A 17,666-nucleotide genomic window follows, 5' to 3' on the forward strand; every position below is an offset into this window, starting at 1 on the left:
TTTAATACTATTCGCTTATCTGTAATAAGCCGTTAGGGTATCAATAAACGTCGCTAATTGCTCGCGTGGTAACTTATTTATACCCGCAGCAGCGGCTCGGCCACCACCTGTTTCAAATTGGGTACAAACGTTGTCCGCGCCTTGGCGATTAGCCAATGGTGCGCGAAAACTGACGGTATAGCTTTCATCACGATTTTGCGTTAAAACCGCGTGTGCTTTATCTGGCGATTGATTAGCAAGATCATTGCCCAGCACTCCACTGACTCTTCTGGCCCAAGCTTCATCGGGTAGTTCAATGACTTTGGCGATATTATCATCGTGATGACATATCGCCTGAGCAGCATTTGCCATGTCTTGCTGATAAGCGCTTTCTAACTGATAAAACACCGAGTCTTTGTCGTCTCTTAACTCCAATGGATTGGCATAGCCAACTAGAGTTTTAAAAAGCGCTGCAGGTGGTATATGTAAGTCATCAATCGTGCGACCATAGCCGTTGTAGTTAACATAAATGCCAAGCGCCTTTAAGAACGTTTGGTCGTTTTCACTTACTTGATGTTGAGTAGCCAAAGCTATTGCAGACTTATTCATATTATCGCCAAACGCTGCGGCAATCGCCCATAAATAGTGAGCGTGATTAAGGTGTTCATTGACCAACAAGCTCGTACAAGTATTGGCATCTAAATCGATGATCGATTGCAAATATGGGCTATCAGGAATATCACCTGTTCGGTGGTGATCAACGTAAAAAACTGGCTTTTTTGCTGCCAACAAACTCGCTAAACCATCAGCATTTTTTTCCATTGAGATATCTAGAGTTGTTACCGAGGTCACTTGCTCAATATCAAGTTTTGCGAGCAGCGCGATATCACGCTTAACGCCAGTTACCAAAACACTCTCTTTTGGCTCAGCAAGGCGCAACTGAACCAAAGCTAGAATGCCATCTGCATCACCATTAAAGACATCAAAATGCATTTTACTTCCTCTTGTTAGGCTTAATTGAGTTTCGCCTGATTAAGCCAAATAGCCTTGTTCAGCCAAGTAATTAACAATTTGCAGGGCGCACTGTTCTATATCTTGTTCCGCCGTTTTAACATGCAACTCTGGAGCCTGAGGCATGTCATAGGCCGAATCGATGCCAGTAAAGTCTTTAATTTCGCCTGCCCGCGCTTTTTTATACAGACCTTTAGGATCGCGTTGTTCACAAACTTCAATCGGCGTATCGATAAAAACTTCGATAAATTCGCCTTCAGCTAGCAAGGCTCGTGCTTGCGCACGATCTTCTTTAAATGGCGAAATAAACGCTGTTGAGACAATTAACCCAGCATCGATAAACAGCTTACTAACTTCACTAATACGACGTATATTTTCGACTCTATCTTCATCACTAAAGCCTAAGTCGCCATTAAGTCCGTGGCGAACATTATCGCCATCAAGTAAATACGTGTGGTGGCCGCGCTCAAATAGTAAGGCATCAACCGCATTCGCAACGGTTGATTTACCAGAGCCGCTAAGACCCGTATACCAAAGTAGACATGGGCGCTGTTTTTTCTGCTCGGCACGTTGTGTTTTTATCACCTGTTGTTGGTGCCATACCGTATTTTCTGTTTTCATCGGTGCGCGTTGCTCTATTAATAAAATGGGAAGACAAGTGGGATCATAACCAGTACCACCAGTGAGTATGTGAAAGAAACGGGAATGCCGAACTTAACAAAATCTGTTAAACGATAATTACCGGCGTTGTATACCATCACATTGGTTTGATAACCGTACGGGCTTATAAAACTGCCGCTAGCGGCAAATGCTACCGCCATGACAAATGGTAAAGGGCTAGCGTCGAGCCCTAACGCAATATTGTAAGCAATCGGGAAAATTAATGCGGCAGCGGCGTTGTTAGTAACAAGTTCAGTCACTAGTAGCGACAGCACAAAAATCATCACAAACGCGACATAGATGCTTTTGCCATCTAAAAGCTGCTCTACATTTTCCGCCATAACGGTTGCTAAACCGCTATTTTCCATAGCCTTGGCGAGTGTCAATGCGCTCAGTACAATCATCCATATCTCTAGCGGAAATCGACGTTTAATTTCATTGATCGTTAAGCAGCCAGAAAACACTAACAAGGCCACATAAAACATTAAACATTTCAGCAAGGATATTGAGGTAAAGACCGACACACCTATGGTGATAAAGAACCCAGCAACCGTCAGTTTGTCTCGCCAACCCGACAACATATTGTCTGGCTTGTGACCAGAAAGAATGTAAAAGTTTTTTGATAAGTTAGTTCGAGAGCTAAAATCACTACCTACGGCAAGCACTAAAAAGTCACCTGACTGGATAACAATTTCTCCAAGTTTACCCGACAGAGTTTCACCCTCTCGACGAATTGCCACAACAGCGGCATCAAAACGGGCGCGGAAGCCAGCACTTTTTAAGCTTTTTCCGATAACCGAAGAATCCGGTTTAATAACAATCTCGGTTAAGTTGTCTCTGAGTAAACCATCTTGTTCAGCAAACAAGGTTAAACCATCAAACTGCTGTAAGGTTAATACCTTAGTGATATCACCAGTAAAGATTAACTTATCTTTTGGCTGTAATACTTCTTCAGGAGTTACTGGCGAGATTAGCCGCCCTTTGCGTACCACTTCTACTAAGAATATAGAATCAAGATTACGCAGCCCATTTTCTTCAACGGTTTTACCAATAAGCGCTGAGTATTCAGCGATTTCCGCTTCAAGTAGGTATTCTTTCGTTTGCAAGGCTTCTTCGGCAATATTGGGCAGTGAACCTGCGCGTAGCACAATGACAAAAAAGCACACTAATAATGCTGAGCCCCCCACTAACGTGAAGTCAAAGAATTGCAGTGGTTGTCCGCTTTGCTCAATGTATAAACTGTTGACTAATAAATTCGTCGAAGTGCCAACTAACGTTAATGTGCCCCCTAAGATAGCAACAAAAGATAGAGGCAATAAAAGCTTACCTGGGTTTATCAACGTATTGTTTTTAATGGTATTAATTAAACTTGCGACAACTGCTGTGTTGTTCATCAGCGCCGACGCAAAGGCCGCGCTTAACAAAGTACGTAGCGTTGATTTTACTTTGGAACCACTGATCAGAATATTCGAAAGCTTGCGCAGTACACTGGTGCGCTCAAAAGTAAAAGAGCAAAGCACCAATAGCAATAGAGTTACTAAACCAGGGTTTACCGCGTTATAGAGAATATCTTGAGTGGATACAATAGAAGCAAATAAGCAAGTCAATGTAGATGCAAAAAATACCCGCTCAGGTACCTTTTGAAATTTAATTAAGCCTAAAAAGGTAGCGACGAAAACAGCCAGCACAAACCATTGCATTGCTGTCATAAAAGCAGTCTCTTCAAATAGTTGCAGTTGCGTTGCCCTTAATCACTTACTATTACCGATGATTCAGTTACTAGCAAGCGATCAAGGTTAATTAGCATACTTAATTGAATAATTTAGAAATATCGCGAGCACCCCAATGCGGGAAATGCTTACGCACCAAGGCATTAAATTCAACCTCAAACGCTGTGAAAGTCTGTGCTTCGTCTTTTTGTGTTTCATGATTGATCATACCTGCGCCAACAGTAATGTTAGTTAGGCGATCAATAATGATAAATGCACCAGTTTCAGCATTGGTTTGATATGGGTCAAAATGAAATACTTCAGCAACTTCAAAATTAACTGCGCCAATCTCATTAAGCGCTAAATTGCTCGCATCACTTTGCTCAAGCGTATTGACATCAGTGCGACTAACAACGCTTGTAACATGACCTGTGGTTAGTTTACTGCCGTGCTTAATGTAATATTCACGTCCAGTTTCCAGTGCATCGTCGTGCATCCAAACAACAGAAGCATTGAACTGATTAGATGAAATAACGCTACTACCTTTTCGCACGATCATTTCACCACGACTAATATCAATTTCATCGGTCAGTGTTAAAGTAACGGCTTGCCCTTGCTCAGCACGCTCTAGCTCGCCATCAAATGTCACGATAGACTTAACTTCACTTTCTTTACCTGAAGGTAGTGCAACTATAGTGTCGCCCACGCGCACTTGACCTGCTGCCACAGTACCAGCAAACCCCCGGAAGTTTAAATGAGGACGATTAACGTATTGAACAGGGAAACGGAACTCGCTAAGTTGATTGGCAGGTTCAACTTTGATGGTGTTAAGTAACTTCATCATAGTTGCGCCTGGGTACCACGGCATATTTTCACTTTCTTCAACAACATTGTCGCCATTTAATGCTGAAATTGGCACAAAACGGATGTCATCAAAGTTAAGCTCTTCCGCAAATTCGCGGTAGTCTTTCTTAATCTGTTGGTAACGGTCTTGGTCATACTCAACCAAATCCATTTTATTAACAGCCACCAGCACGTGCTTGATGCCAAGTAATGAACAGATAAATGAATGACGACGTGTTTGCACTTGCACACCACGGCGTGCATCAATCAAGATAATCGCCAGATCACAGGTTGACGCACCTGTTGCCATATTACGTGTGTACTGCTCGTGGCCCGGCGTGTCGGCAATAATGAATTTGCGCTTTTCCGTTGAGAAGTAACGATAAGCAACGTCAATCGTAATGCCCTGCTCTCGCTCTGATTGCAAACCATCAACAAGTAGTGCTAAGTCAACCGCTTCACCTGTTGTACCTGATTTCTTACTGTCTTTTTCAATGGCGGCTAGCTGATCTTCAAAGATCATTTTTGAATCATGCAGTAAGCGACCGATTAGTGTGCTTTTGCCATCATCTACGCTACCGCAAGTTAGAAAGCGAACGAGCTCTTTGTTTTCGTGTTGTTTTAAATAAGCTTCAATGTCTTGTTCAATTAAGTCTGATTGGTGACTCATCTTGGTAAATCCTAAACGTTTATTTCAGAAAATGTGTAATTAAAAATATTGGTTATTGGCCTGTGAAGCCGTTAGAAGTAACCTTCCATTTTCTTTTTCTCCATCGAACCGGAAGAGTCGTGATCAATGACTCGACCTTGGCGCTCAGAAGTTTTAGTGAGTAACATTTCCTGAATAATATCTGGCAAGGTCGCCGCTTCAGATTCAACGGCACCTGTTAACGGGTAACAACCTAGTGTTCTAAAACGCACTTTTTTCATCATTGGCTTTTCATCTTCAGCCAATGGCATACGTTCGTCATCAACCATGATTAAGGTACCATCGCGCTCAACCACTGGGCGTTCAGCTGATAAATACAGTGGCACAATCTCGATATTTTCAAGGTAGATGTATTGCCAAATATCTAATTCGGTCCAATTTGACAGTGGGAAGACACGAATACTCTCGCCCTTGTTAACTTTGCCGTTATACACATTCCAAAGCTCAGGGCGCTGATTTTTAGGGTCCCAGCGATGATTTTTATCGCGGAATGAATAAACGCGCTCTTTTGCACGAGACTTTTCTTCATCGCGGCGAGCACCGCCAAATGCAGCATCGAATTGATACTTGTCGAGCGCCTGTTTTAAACCCTGTGTTTTCATCACATCAGTATGTTTAGCACTACCAAAATCAAATGGATTCATGCCCATGGCTATGCCATCTGGGTTTTTATGAACAAGCAACTCAAACCCATATTTTTCGGCCATTTGATCGCGAAACTGGATCATTTCTTTGAATTTCCAGTCGGTATCTACGTGCAGTAACGGAAATGGAATTTTACCTGGAGCAAACGCTTTACGGGCTAAATGTAGTAAAACAGCAGAATCTTTACCAACGGAGTAAAGCATGACGGGTTTGTCAAACTCTGCTGCAACCTCACGAATGATATGAATAGATTCAGCTTCGAGCTTTTGTAGATGTGTTAAGTTCATGGGCAAGTCATTAAGTTAAGTTTAATAATTCGAATATTTGACCATAAAGCCGCAATTCTGCTATTTAGATTAAATATCTGAGCGACTTATGTTTCTTTTGTAAGCTAGTTGTTATTTTTAGATGGCTGATATGAAAATATGCTTGATACCGTTCCGATGTTTTAAATGAATAAAAGCCAACTTAGTTATAAACACTATTCTGGCATAGAAGATAAAAGAAGGCTATATAACGTTCTGCTTTTATATAACGTCTAGTTATTTGGGCATAAGTACAAATAAAACCTTCCTTTTAAAGTGAGCTTTAGACAAAATTACAAGTCAAGTGAAGCAATAAACTCATTAAACCTTGCTTTCAACTCTGGGTGACGTAATGCATATTCAACATTAGCTTTCATATAGCCGAACTTTGAGCCACAATCGTGAGATTTTCCTGTCATATGAAATGCTTCCACCGTTTCCACTTTCATTAGGCTAGCAATGGCATCCGTCAGTTGTATCTCGTCGCCGGCACCTGGTGGGGTAAACTCAAGTAAATCCCAAATTTGCTCTGAAAGCACATAACGACCAACCACTGCCAAATTAGATGGAGCTTCATCCTCTGGTGGCTTTTCAACAACTGCAGTCATTGGCGCTACTTCTCCAGCCGTTAATTTGGCACCACCACAGTCGACAACACCATAGCTACTAACTTTCTCCATCGGAACTGGTTCAACCATAATTTGGCTATTACCACTATTAGCATACCGCTCAAGCATCGCAGCCAAATTCTCAGTATTTAGATTTGCGCTTTCATCATCTAAAATAACATCCGGTAATACAACTACAAAAGGTTCGTTACCGACTAATGACCTTGCCTTAAGTACTGCATGTCCAAGACCTTTAGCTTCACCCTGGCGAACATGCATAATCGTCACGTCTTTGGGGCAAATAGATTGAACCTCTTCAAGCAGCTGGCGTTTCACACGGTTTTCTAATGTAGTTTCCAACTCAAATGATTTATCAAAATGGTTCTCAATTGCATTTTTTGATGAATGCGTAACCAAAATAATTTCTTTTAATCCGGCACTAACACACTCATCAACAATATATTGAATCAGTGGTTTATCAACTATTGGTAGCATTTCCTTAGGAATGGCCTTAGTTGCTGGTAGCATACGGGTTCCCAAACCCGCCACTGGAATTACTGCTTTTTTAATTTGTTTCGCCATGGATTTCCTTTTTACCACTTAGTCATTATTAATGAAAATTAAATGTTTGAAATATAAATAAATGTTTGTTCATTTAGTGTAACTCGATACTAGTAAATATGTATATTGTGACTATTTCTTAGCAACCTTAACACTGTCTCCACGACCAATAGCATAATAGCTAAAACCCTTTTCTTTCATCATACTTGGTTCATACAAATTACGACCATCGACGACGACAGGGTGTGTTAATGAGCTTTTAAGCATCGCTAAATCAGGCGCCTTGAACTGAGGCCACTCCGTACACACAACTAATGCGTCGGCTGATTTTAATGCTTGTTCTTTAGTACCGCACAATATCAGGTCATCTCGTTCGCCATAGATTCGCTGACACTCCTCCATTGCTTTAGGGTCATATGCCTGCACTGTTGCGCCAGCTTGCCATAGCGCTTCCATTAACTCTCTTGCAGGAGCTTCTCTCATATCATCTGTTTTAGGTTTAAATGAAAGACCCCAAAGCGCTATGCGCTTGCCAGCTAAATTTTGAGCAAAATGAGTATTAAGATGGCTAAAGAGTTTCTGCTTCTGAGAATAATTGATACTCTCCACAGCTTCGAGAAGAGAAGGTTTATAATCTACATCATTTGCTGTTTTCACCAGCGCTTGAACGTCTTTCGGGAAGCAAGAGCCCCCATAGCCACAGCCAGCATAGATAAATTGATAACCGATACGAGAATCTGAACCTATACCTTGACGAACGGACTCAATATCAGCACCAAGACGCTCTGCTAAATTAGCAATCTCATTCATAAACGAAATTTTCGTCGCTAGCATACAATTGGCTGCATACTTGGTAAGCTCAGCTGAACGCACATCCATAAAAATCATACGTTCGTGATTTCGGTTAAATGGCGCATACAATTCTCGCATAACCGCTTTCGACGCTTCATTATCAGTACCGATAACAATACGATCAGGTTTTGAACAATCGCTAACTGCCGCACCTTCTTTAAGAAACTCTGGATTAGAGACCACATCAAACTCAAGCTCAGCACTTCTTGACGCCAATACATCAGCTATTTGCACACTTACCTTATCGGCGGTACCAACAGGCACTGTTGATTTATCGACCACGATTTTAGGTGAAGTCATATAAGTCGCTATGGTTTTAGCGACGGCTAGTACATATTTCAAATCAGCAGAGCCGTCTTCATCTGGTGGGGTACCAACAGCGATAAATTGAACTTCACCATGTTCAACGCCAGCCTGAGCGTCTGTAGTAAAATTCAACAAACCGTCTTTACAAGTTTGTTCAACTATTGGAGTTAAGCCAGGCTCATAAATTGGAATAATGCCTTTTTTAAGGTTAGCGACCTTCTCTTCGTCAACATCAACACAAACTACATCATGTCCTACTGAGGCTAAAATAGCCGCTTGCACAAGACCAACATAACCAATGCCAAAAACCGTTACTTTCATGGAGTCCCTACTTGAAGATAAACATTGCATACAGGCAACGTTTCTATGCTTTATTTATTGCTCACATCACACACTTTATCTAACAATTAAAAGCTGTGTGCGAATATATTTGCAATTATGATAACCAAGTTTATTCACTAGTGATAGCCAATCAATAGGCTAGCCCTTAAAAAGGCCATTGATTAACTAATAAAACAGCAAATCAGCATAGTTAGCCAGTATGAAAACTAGATTAAATACTCAGTAAAATATTTCAACTTATATTTCAAAGCCTTTATCTATCGAGCCTTGCCTTTCTTAGCTAGCAAAGGTATAACACGGGCTGATTTTGAATATTAGAAAGGATAATTATATGAATTCCCCTACTCCAGGGACTTTCTTCGGTCATCCAAAAGGCTTGCAAACCCTTTTCTTTACAGAAATGTGGGAGCGCATGAGCTACTATGGTATGCGTGCACTTCTTGTTCTTTTCATGACCACATCACTTCAAACTGGTGGGCTTGAATACACCGTAGCGACAGCAACGGCAATTTACGGTTTATATACCGCTTCTGTATATTTTATGGGTTTACCTGGCGGCTGGATCGCTGATCGCCTAATTGGTGGGCAAAAAGCGGTTTGGTATGGCGGCATTATTATCATGTGTGGCCACATAGTTTTAGCTATACCTACAACATACAGTTTCTTTGTCGGCTTAATTTTAGTAGTACTTGGTACTGGCTTACTGAAACCTAATATTACTGCGCTAGTAGGACAATTATACGAAGATGGCGACGCACGTCGCGACGCTGGCTTCTCTCTATACTACATGGGCATCAACATCGGCTCACTTATTGGTTACACTGTAACGGGTTATCTTCAAGTTAACCAAGGTTGGCACTGGGCATTTGGTGCAGCTGCTGTGGGTATGGCTATTGGCCTTATCCAATATCAAAAAACGATAGGCAATTTAAATGGTGTAGCAAGTGAACCTATTCAACCATTAGAGCCCAAGCAGAAAAAGCTTGCTTGGAATATTATTGGCGCTTTTGTTATCGCATTAGCTGCAACAACTGTTATGGTGATGAACGGCTCGTTGACCATTAATCCAGTAGCGGTGGCAGAATTTACCGCATATGCAATTGCGATATTATTCTTAGTTTATTTTGGCAAAGTGTACTTCGGTGGCGGCTTAAGTGGCGTAGAAAAGAAGCGTATGTGGGCACTGTTTTTGGTGTGTCTTGCGTCAATGTGTTTCTGGTCTGGATTTGAGCAAGCAGGTTCATCACTAAACCTGTTTGGTCGTGACTACACTGACCGTATGCTCGGTAGCTTTGAAATTCCAACAACTTGGTTCCAAAACGTTAACCCATTCTTCATTATCGTTCTTTCGCCATTTTTTGCGGCTTTATGGATCAATCTTGGCAAGAAAATGCTAACCCCATCTTATACGCTTAAATCGGCAATTGGTTTAGTGATTATGGGTTTAGGTTTCGTTGTTATGTTCTTCGCAGCGCAAGCTGCAGCGAGTGGTTTAAAAGTAGCTCCATACTTCCTAGTCGCAACCTACTTCCTTCATACAGTAGGTGAGTTAACGTTTAGCCCAGCGGCTCTTGCTGCCGTTAGTCGCTTAGCACCTAAACGCTTTGCAGGACAAATGATGGGGGTATTCGTACTCACCTACTCAATGGGTAATATTGTTGCAGGTTTATTTGCAGGTAATTTCGATCCAAACAATGTTGAAGAAATGCCGAACTTATACTTACAAATTAGCGTGTTCATTGTCGGTGCTGGTGTATTGTTTGCTGTTGCAAACAAGTGGGCGGCTCGTTGGGAAAACTCTGAAGAAGAAATGAAACCCGATGAAAATGGCAAAAGCGCTGATAAAGTCACGGCATAATAAATAACTAAGCTAATAACTAAAGCCTTTTTAGTTCAATATAAAAAGCACTGCGCTAATACCGCAGTGCTTTTTTTACATCTAACTTTACATGGTTATTTTCACTCGTTGATTTTTGCAAGCACGTTTTTTGCCTCAGCTAATTGAATGTGTTTACATTAGTGACTATGCCACTCACAATTTGAGTATTGACCATCACTTTGAGCACAATTAATCCCCCTTTATCTAACCTCGCAAGCCTTGACCATATCAAACTGGCTCATGATAAAGTTCAGATGAGAACTGAGATCAGACAACAGCGCTCGTTGCTTAGCAATAAAAGCCAGCACAAGGCCGCTATTGAGCTAGTTTCACAGCTCACAAACCTAGTAGACGTTAAAAGTGCGAACACTATTGCACTCTATTTAGCAAACGATGGTGAGTTGGATCCTAGCCAATTTATAAAATGGTGCTGGCAACAAGGAAAACGTGTTGTATTACCCGTATTACATCCTTTTACGCCAGGGCATCTATTATTTTTGCAATACACACCTAGTACTTTGATGCTTTCTAACCGTTTTGGTATTCCTGAGCCTAGGCTTGATGTTAGACAGGTCGTCCCCCTTTCATCCATTGATATCATATTCACGCCCTTGGTCGCCTTTGACAATAGTGGTCATCGTTTGGGCATGGGTGGCGGATTTTACGACCGTACATTAGCTAGTTTAGACAGATGCCCCTCAAAACAATCAATTCAAACTGCTGCACCGGAAGCTGCAATAACACAAGCAACAGTCACAAAAACGACAATAACGCAAACTAAAGCGTTAGATGCTGACACCCAATTGGCATCTGAAGGTAAAACGAGTAGAAAAAATAAACTTATTGGTTTAGCACATGACTGCCAGCAAGTACCTCAAATACCAATTGAACCATGGGACATTCCACTGCCGATGATTGTTACGCCAAACCAAATTATTCGAGCTAAGTGTTAGATAGCTAGGCTATAATCTGGCTGCAATTATTTAGTTATCAACATTCAGGTAAACAAATGACTCAAGACGAATTAAAAAAAGCCGTAGGCCAAGCCGCCGTTAAGTTTATCAAACCAGATACCATTGTTGGTGTTGGCACAGGCTCTACCGTTAACCACTTTATTGATGCATTAGCAGAAGTAAAAGATCAGCTCAAAGGCGCGGTTTCAAGCTCAGTACAGTCAACTGAAAAACTCAAAGCGTATGGTATTGAGGTATTCGATCTTAACGAAGTTAATGAGCTTGATGTTTATGTCGATGGTGCTGACGAAATCAACGAGCACATGCATATGATTAAGGGCGGTGGTGCCGCGTTAACACGTGAGAAAATTGTTGCCGCAGTTGCAAAAGAGTTTATTTGTATCGCTGATGAAAGTAAGCAAGTTGGCGTTTTAGGTGAATTCCCTTTACCTGTAGAAGTTATTCCTATGGCACGCAGTTATGTTGCTCGTGAGCTAGTAAAACTCGGTGGTGACCCTGTCTATCGCCAAGGTGTAGTAACCGACAATGGTAATGTTATTCTTGACGTTTACAATCTAAAAATTGTTGACCCGAAAGCACTAGAAATCGCTATCAATGCCATTGTTGGCGTGGTGACTAACGGTCTTTTTGCTTGCCGTGGTGCAGACCGCTTATTACTAGGTACTAAAGCCGGTGTAACCGAGCATAATTTAGGCTAGTTTGGACTAAATTAGTACTTTAGAGTTACAGCACTATATGCTAGTTTAGATATCTAGCCATCTAAAACTAACTTTTATTACGAAGTATGGACATCATGAATAAAACATCTCTAGCTAAAGAAAAAATTAAAATTCTATTATTGGAAGGGGTTCACTCAAGTGCCCTTGAAGAGCTAAAAGCCAAAGGCTATAGCAATATTGAATACTTGAAAACCTCGTTAGCAGAGAGCGCACTCATCGAGAAAATTAAAGATGTCCACTTTATTGGTATTCGTTCACGTACTCAGCTTACTGAAAAAGTACTAAGCAATGCTAATAAACTCGTCGCCATCGGTTGTTTTTGTATTGGTACTAACCAAGTTAATTTAGCGGCGGCGCAAGCAAGAGGCATTCCGGTATTCAATGCGCCATTCTCTAATACCCGCTCAGTTGCGGAATTAGTGCTTGGTGAAATTTTACTACTGCTACGCGGTATTCCAGAGAAAAACGCGAAAGCACATCGCGGTGAATGGTTTAAGTCTGCTGCAGGTTCGGTTGAAGCCCGTGGTAAAACGCTAGGTATTATTGGCTATGGTCACATAGGTACTCAACTTGGTATTCTTGCAGAAACTATAGGTATGCGCGTACGCTTCTACGACATAGAAACTAAGCTACCACTTGGTAATGCCAGCCAAGCACCTTCACTAACGGCACTTCTAAAAGAGTCAGATGTGATTAGTTTGCATGTACCAGAAACACCACAAACGCAGAATATGATTGGCGAAGCCGAGTTAGAAGTGATCAAGCAAGGTAGTATTTTAATTAATGCGTCACGCGGCACGGTTGTGGATATTGATGCACTTGCCCAAGCGCTGGAAAGCAAGAAGATTGGTGGCGCTGCCATTGATGTATTCCCTGTCGAGCCTAAAGGCAACGACGAAGAATTTATCTCGCCGCTTCGCGCGTTCGACAATGTTATTCTTACACCACACATTGGTGGTAGTACTCTAGAAGCACAAGAAAACATTGGCTTAGAAGTAGCGAGCAAGCTAGCTAAATACTCAGACAATGGCTCTACGCTATCAGCAGTTAACTTCCCTGAAGTATCACTGCCTGAGCACACAGGCACATCTCGCTTGCTTCACATTCACCATAACCAACCGGGCGTACTAACCGCGATCAACAATGCATTCGCTGGCCTTGGCATTAACATTGCCGCGCAATACCTGCAAACAGATGACAAAATTGGCTATGTAGTTATTGAAGTGGAAACAGAGAGTAGCGAAGCAGCACTAGCAGAGTTGAAGCAAATCGACGGAACTATTCGTACGCGAATTTTGCATTAGTTTTCTGCTCTAACCATTTTGTAAAACTCATCAATATTTTTAGTTTACCATCAGTTCAAATCGTTTGTATGTATGCGCTGATGGCTAAATTTAAATAGAAATTTTAAACCAACTTTGTTCAGTTAGTAGCTACTCAAGCTGCTTAGCAACTAGTCAAATGAGTAATTATAAGGTTAAAACATTCGGTAGATTTTAGTTATTTTTTCAGAAACGTTGACAATCTGAAATGTATCTCTAAACCTTTCCAGTGCTTTAGCCCCCATTATTGCTATTTTCTCTCTATTTTTGGACGCCCATGTAAGTCGCTCAGCTAAGGACTCAACGTTTTGAGCTTTCACGACGATTCCAGTGTCCATATGCTGAACAACCCAAGACATTCCACTTCCGGGCACATCCGAGACTAGCGCAGGAATGCCAAAACTGGCAGCTTCAAGCAGAACAACTCCAAAGGCCTCTGTCTTCTCAATAGATGGTAAACACAACAAGTCAGCTTTTTCTAATAGTTCATAGAGCTCTTCGTCTTCCAATCGACCATGCATGGTGATTTGCTCAGTTACGCCAAGGTCAATGATTTGGTTTTGAATGTTTTGTTCGAGTTCTCCAATACCCACAATATCGAGATGAACTAGAACACCAGAATTCGTTAGTTTTTGAATAGCCTCGATTAAGTAGCTATGCCCCTTGTAATAGGTCAGTCTGCCAATAGTAAGTAGTCTAAGCTCCTCGTTTTGTATTTTTCTTGGAATTCGGTGCTGAGTATTTTTAGGTAACCCGAGTGCGACTGCATGGGTTTTCTGATGAAAATCAGCCAATGGTTTGCTATTTTCAAGATAATTAGGCGAGGTAGCAATAATCGCTTTTGCGCTTTTTAATAACGCCCGCTCAAAAAGCTGATAAAAAGGGTAAAGTAGTTTCAACTTAACATCAGGAAGCGCACCTAGAACATCTGAATGCCAGTGAACTACCCATGGGATAGCTCTCAATTTTTTCGAAAACAAACACCAAAACGCCGAGAGGTTTGGCATATGAATATGGATAATATCTGGTTGCAATTCATCGACAAGCTTATTAGTTTCTCTACCAAATGTGGGAGACATAGGTGCATAAGCTAAAGCACCGTAACACTTAACTCGCACGAGATGAACCGCACCTAGCTTTTCTCGAATCGTTGGCTTTTCTGGCTCGTGATGATGAGCTACAACGGATACTTGGTGCCCATCTTTTACCTGCTGGTCAATAAGCGAAGACATAAAATTCTCTATCCCTCCTTTAAATGGCGGGAAGTACTTTCCTATGTGTAAGATTTTCATTGTAGCGCTTTATTTTTATATATCTTGTGCTCAATTGCCCTGACAATCTTCATTATAGGTTTTGCAATAAGCCACTTAATCGGTACACGCCCATAATGGTTGCGAACCACATCAGTTGACTCACTGTAATGATCATCAATTGAGTTAGCTGTTTTGGTATCCGCATGGGCTCTACTTGCAGCTATATCCATTCTACAGAATTGTGGTGCGCCAAATTGATTATACAACCGCCACCATAAATCGTAATCCATGGCTAAGTTTAGCGATTCATTTAAACCACCAATAGATTCCCAAGCTTTTCGAGAGATCAGTGTACCTGGCTGACAAATAAAACAGTAATTCGCTAACAAGTATGCGCTAAAAGGTAGAGTAAGATAATGGCTAAGGCGGCAACCAGATTCAGACGTTAACCAACATTTTCCATAGGCAAACGCTTTTTCTTGGTGATTGACTAATTGTGCATACATCGCCTCAAGCCCTCCCTCATAAAAAAAGTCGTCTGAATTTAGCCAACAAACGTAAGGTGCATTTCCTCTGGCTATTCCCTCGTTAATCGCAGCAGATTGCCCATCATCTTTATGACTTCGCCACCAAGTGATTTTATCATTATAGTTTTTAATAACATCTAAAGAGTTGTCTGAAGAGCCTCCATCCAATACAAAAACTTCAATGGGTAAGTTTATCTTAAAAATAGATTCAAGGCATTGCTCCAAAAACTTTCCTTGATTGTATGAAGGCACCACCACCGTAATTAAGGGTGAGCTTGAGCGTTGTTTCGGCTTGTGAACCATTAACGAGAACCTAGCAACCAGCGAATAATCAGTCGCTCTATTCTATTCGGTAATAGCTGAGCAACTTTAGCCGTAAATTTTGGCGGCATCAAACCAACCGTTTTATGGAATAGAAAAACCATCAATCTATTTAGGCGCTGCATTGGACTCAACCGGAACCAACCTTTACTGCCAAGATTAACAATTTCACTTTCCTTGGCAAATGAGAGTTTGTGAGCAATTTTATGAGTATCAATCACCCCTTGCTTATCGAGTACATTAAAGATACTGGCAAAACTCGCCTCGATTGAGTACTCATTTCTAGCGTAAAGCGGCGCCATTTTTATCATATACGACAATTTATCTTTGTCGTGATACAGGTTTTGTATCGCCTTCGCGAGCGCATCTGGGGAATATTCGTGGACAAGAACACCAGTAACACCATCAAAAATAGCGTCTTTCACGCCCGTGTGATTAAAGCCAATTGATGGTGTGCCGCACATAGCAGCTTCGATAAATACTTGTCCAAACGTTTCTTGCCTGCTAGGTCCCACATAAATATCAGCGGCATTCATCGCTTTTTGCAACTGCTTAACATCATCAACATAGCCTAATTCAATAAGTTTACACGGTATATTTTCCAGTGACTCATCTTTACGACCTATTAGCAGCACAGCCAAGTTATCGATGGTTAGGTGTTCGAGCGCTTCAAAAAAAAGTTTTCCGCCTTTTCGTGTATCACTAAGAGAAGAAACACTTAACGCTACGACAAAATCAGTTTGATCGATACCAATAGATACTCGTGCAGCAGTTTTGTCCTCCACTGCAAATATATGGGCTGGCACACCGAGCTTAATCTGTTCTACGGGCACATTTCCTTTAAAAGCGCTAACAGCATCAGTCGCAATATTCTTTGACCATTTTGAGTTCGCTAACATCTTTAGATTACCCGCCTGATTTATAAATGACTTTTTATCAGTAAATTGCTCGGCAATTAACGCCTCTGGAATTACGGGATATTCAGTTTTAGTGGGGCAATGTCTATCGCAATTATTAGTAAACTGCTCGCAACTCCCAGCATAGGCACAGCGCCCAGTAAAAAGCCAAAAATCGTGTGTTAACCAATAACAGCTAAATTTTTCTTCTAAGCGCTTTAAAAAGTTGATGGACTGTTTTTCTATGCCATGTAAATTCCCCATCACAACTAAGTGCGGTGAGAATTCTTCGATGCTGGTAATTATGTCCTCATACTCTGCCATTTTTTTACGGGAAGAGAGCAAATCGAATCGTTTAACGTTATGACCCGCTTGCTCAAAAGCACCGGCTAGCCTCATATGTGCAATACCAGCACCATAGAGAAAACCCAAATCATTAACAAAAGCGACTTTGAGTTTGTTGCTCCAATTAACTTTAGGTCGAGTGCTAGACTGTAAATGGTTTAAATTAAATTCTTTACTAAACGCTTCTCGTACTTCCGTTAGTTCAGCTTTAAACTTTGCAATTTCAGCTGTTTTTTGTTCAGGATGACTACGAAATTGAACTATGGGATGCCCTACTTTATGAAGCCTGGCCTTATTAATCGCAAAGCGGCACCATAGTTCAAAATCCATACTGTAATAACAGTCTTCACGCACATAGCCGCCAGCTCGTTGCCAAAGCTCACGAGTAAAAAAGACTTCTGGCTGATAGAAAAACTGACCCGCGTTCCAACCATTGTCTAAATCTAGCAACTCCTCAAGCGGTAATTCTCCCTCTTGGCAAGATGTTAAGTGACGGTGTATTAACTGACCATCATCATAAACTTCACAAATACCAGCAACCATATCAACATCATTGGTCATAAAAGCGACTGCCATGTGCCAAAGCGCATTAGGCGCAAATTCGTCATCACTGTTAAGCCAGCAAAATATATCACCCGTCGCTTTTGAAAAGCCTTTGTTTATCGCATGGCTCTGCCCTTTATCAGGCTCACTAACCCAATAGGCTAGCTCTGCTTCGTACTTTTTAATTACAGATACAGTTTCATCTGTAGAGCCGCCATCTATAATGATGTATTCAACATTTGGATAAGCTTGAGAAACAACTGACTCTATAGTTTCAGAAATATATTTCCCTTGGTTATAAGAGGGGGTTATTACAGATATCTTAGGGAACGAGTTAAAATTGAATGGCATTACTTG

At 41.3% G+C, this 17,666-nt stretch carries 14 protein-coding genes; 4 read left to right on the forward strand and 10 right to left on the reverse strand.

The features are described 5' to 3' along the window. Nucleotides 1-15: 15 nt before the first annotated feature. The 7 genes from DXX94_RS05330 to DXX94_RS05360 form a co-directional block, all read right to left on the reverse strand. On the reverse strand, nt 16-972 hold the full coding sequence (locus DXX94_RS05330; RefSeq protein WP_116014338.1) for a DHH family phosphoesterase: 957 nt from the start codon (nt 970-972) through the stop codon (nt 16-18). A gap of 39 nt (nt 973-1,011) precedes the next feature. After that, nucleotides 1,012-1,611, reverse strand: a complete 600-nt coding sequence (gene cysC / locus DXX94_RS05335) for an adenylyl-sulfate kinase (RefSeq protein ID WP_116014340.1) — start codon at nt 1,609-1,611, stop codon at nt 1,012-1,014. 17 nt (nt 1,612-1,628) lie between these two features. After that, on the reverse strand, nt 1,629-3,359 hold the full coding sequence (locus DXX94_RS05340) for an SLC13 family permease (RefSeq protein WP_116014342.1): 1,731 nt from the start codon (nt 3,357-3,359) through the stop codon (nt 1,629-1,631). Between the two features lie 100 nt (nt 3,360-3,459). Beyond that, entirely contained in the window at nt 3,460-4,872 is a 1,413-nt protein-coding gene (cysN, locus tag DXX94_RS05345; protein WP_116014344.1) for a sulfate adenylyltransferase subunit CysN, read from the reverse strand. A 71-nt stretch (nt 4,873-4,943) separates the two neighbouring features. Beyond that, nucleotides 4,944-5,843 carry a sulfate adenylyltransferase subunit CysD gene (gene cysD, locus DXX94_RS05350; RefSeq protein ID WP_116014345.1) on the reverse strand — a complete coding sequence of 300 codons (900 nt, stop codon included), beginning with the start codon at nt 5,841-5,843 and terminating at the stop codon, nt 4,944-4,946. A 311-nt stretch (nt 5,844-6,154) separates the two neighbouring features. Then, complete coding sequence (galU, locus tag DXX94_RS05355; RefSeq protein ID WP_116014347.1) at nt 6,155-7,051, reverse strand: UTP--glucose-1-phosphate uridylyltransferase GalU; 897 nt, start codon at nt 7,049-7,051, stop codon at nt 6,155-6,157. A gap of 111 nt (nt 7,052-7,162) precedes the next feature. Next, complete coding sequence (locus tag DXX94_RS05360; protein WP_116014349.1) at nt 7,163-8,509, reverse strand: UDP-glucose dehydrogenase family protein; 1,347 nt, start codon at nt 8,507-8,509, stop codon at nt 7,163-7,165. 352 nt (nt 8,510-8,861) lie between these two features. On the opposite strand from DXX94_RS05360, the gene DXX94_RS05365 reads away from it, so the two are divergent. The 4 genes from DXX94_RS05365 to serA all read left to right on the forward strand — a co-directional run bounded on the left by DXX94_RS05365 (nt 8,862) and on the right by serA (nt 13,406). Next, on the forward strand, nt 8,862-10,388 hold the full coding sequence (locus DXX94_RS05365; protein ID WP_116014350.1) for a peptide MFS transporter: 1,527 nt from the start codon (nt 8,862-8,864) through the stop codon (nt 10,386-10,388). Nucleotides 10,389-10,663: 275 nt separating this feature from the next. Beyond that, on the forward strand, nt 10,664-11,362 hold the full coding sequence (locus tag DXX94_RS19490; RefSeq protein WP_258872106.1) for a 5-formyltetrahydrofolate cyclo-ligase: 699 nt from the start codon (nt 10,664-10,666) through the stop codon (nt 11,360-11,362). A gap of 56 nt (nt 11,363-11,418) precedes the next feature. Then, the gene (gene rpiA / locus DXX94_RS05375) at nt 11,419-12,081 is read left to right on the forward strand and encodes a ribose-5-phosphate isomerase RpiA (protein ID WP_116014352.1); all 663 of its coding nucleotides are present in this window, start codon (nt 11,419-11,421) and stop codon (nt 12,079-12,081) included. Nucleotides 12,082-12,176: 95 nt separating this feature from the next. Further along, on the forward strand, nt 12,177-13,406 hold the full coding sequence (serA, locus tag DXX94_RS05380; protein ID WP_116018317.1) for a phosphoglycerate dehydrogenase: 1,230 nt from the start codon (nt 12,177-12,179) through the stop codon (nt 13,404-13,406). A gap of 173 nt (nt 13,407-13,579) precedes the next feature. Here the strand turns inward: serA and DXX94_RS05385 are convergent, their stop codons facing one another. The 3 genes from DXX94_RS05385 to DXX94_RS05395 are packed head-to-tail and all read right to left on the reverse strand — an operon-like array spanning nt 13,580 to nt 17,660. After that, complete coding sequence (locus DXX94_RS05385; RefSeq protein ID WP_116014354.1) at nt 13,580-14,716, reverse strand: glycosyltransferase; 1,137 nt, start codon at nt 14,714-14,716, stop codon at nt 13,580-13,582. Next, nucleotides 14,713-15,507 carry a glycosyltransferase family 2 protein gene (locus tag DXX94_RS05390; protein WP_116014355.1) on the reverse strand — a complete coding sequence of 265 codons (795 nt, stop codon included), beginning with the start codon at nt 15,505-15,507 and terminating at the stop codon, nt 14,713-14,715. The genes DXX94_RS05385 and DXX94_RS05390 overlap by 4 nt, the downstream gene beginning before the upstream one ends. Then, nucleotides 15,507-17,660, reverse strand: coding sequence for a glycosyltransferase (locus DXX94_RS05395; protein ID WP_147302240.1), 2,154 nt, complete (start codon nt 17,658-17,660; stop codon nt 15,507-15,509). Before DXX94_RS05395 ends, DXX94_RS05390 begins: the two co-directional genes overlap by 1 nt. Nucleotides 17,661-17,666 lie beyond the last annotated feature (6 nt).

This window comes from Thalassotalea euphylliae (assembly GCF_003390375.1).
Classification (GTDB): Bacteria; Pseudomonadota; Gammaproteobacteria; order Enterobacterales; family Alteromonadaceae; genus Thalassotalea_F; species Thalassotalea_F euphylliae_A.

Bases quoted from the DNA above. Each gene is read 5' to 3' on its own strand.
- DXX94_RS05395 (WP_147302240.1), bottom strand. From the start codon at position 17,660: ATGCCATTCAATTTTAACTCGTTCCCTAAGATATCTGTAATAACCCCC.
- cysD (WP_116014345.1), bottom strand. From the start codon at position 5,843: ATGAACTTAACACATCTACAAAAGCTCGAAGCTGAATCTATTCATATC.
- DXX94_RS19490 (WP_258872106.1), top strand. From the start codon at position 10,664: ATGAGAACTGAGATCAGACAACAGCGCTCGTTGCTTAGCAATAAAAGC.
- cysN (WP_116014344.1), bottom strand. From the start codon at position 4,872: ATGAGTCACCAATCAGACTTAATTGAACAAGACATTGAAGCTTATTTA.
- serA (WP_116018317.1), top strand. From the start codon at position 12,177: ATGAATAAAACATCTCTAGCTAAAGAAAAAATTAAAATTCTATTATTG.
- DXX94_RS05385 (WP_116014354.1), bottom strand. From the start codon at position 14,716: ATGAAAATCTTACACATAGGAAAGTACTTCCCGCCATTTAAAGGAGGG.
- DXX94_RS05390 (WP_116014355.1), bottom strand. From the start codon at position 15,507: ATGGTTCACAAGCCGAAACAACGCTCAAGCTCACCCTTAATTACGGTG.
- rpiA (WP_116014352.1), top strand. From the start codon at position 11,419: ATGACTCAAGACGAATTAAAAAAAGCCGTAGGCCAAGCCGCCGTTAAG.
- DXX94_RS05365 (WP_116014350.1), top strand. From the start codon at position 8,862: ATGAATTCCCCTACTCCAGGGACTTTCTTCGGTCATCCAAAAGGCTTG.
- DXX94_RS05340 (WP_116014342.1), bottom strand. From the start codon at position 3,359: ATGACAGCAATGCAATGGTTTGTGCTGGCTGTTTTCGTCGCTACCTTT.
- galU (WP_116014347.1), bottom strand. From the start codon at position 7,051: ATGGCGAAACAAATTAAAAAAGCAGTAATTCCAGTGGCGGGTTTGGGA.
- cysC (WP_116014340.1), bottom strand. From the start codon at position 1,611: ATGAAAACAGAAAATACGGTATGGCACCAACAACAGGTGATAAAAACA.
- DXX94_RS05360 (WP_116014349.1), bottom strand. From the start codon at position 8,509: ATGAAAGTAACGGTTTTTGGCATTGGTTATGTTGGTCTTGTGCAAGCG.
- DXX94_RS05330 (WP_116014338.1), bottom strand. From the start codon at position 972: ATGCATTTTGATGTCTTTAATGGTGATGCAGATGGCATTCTAGCTTTG.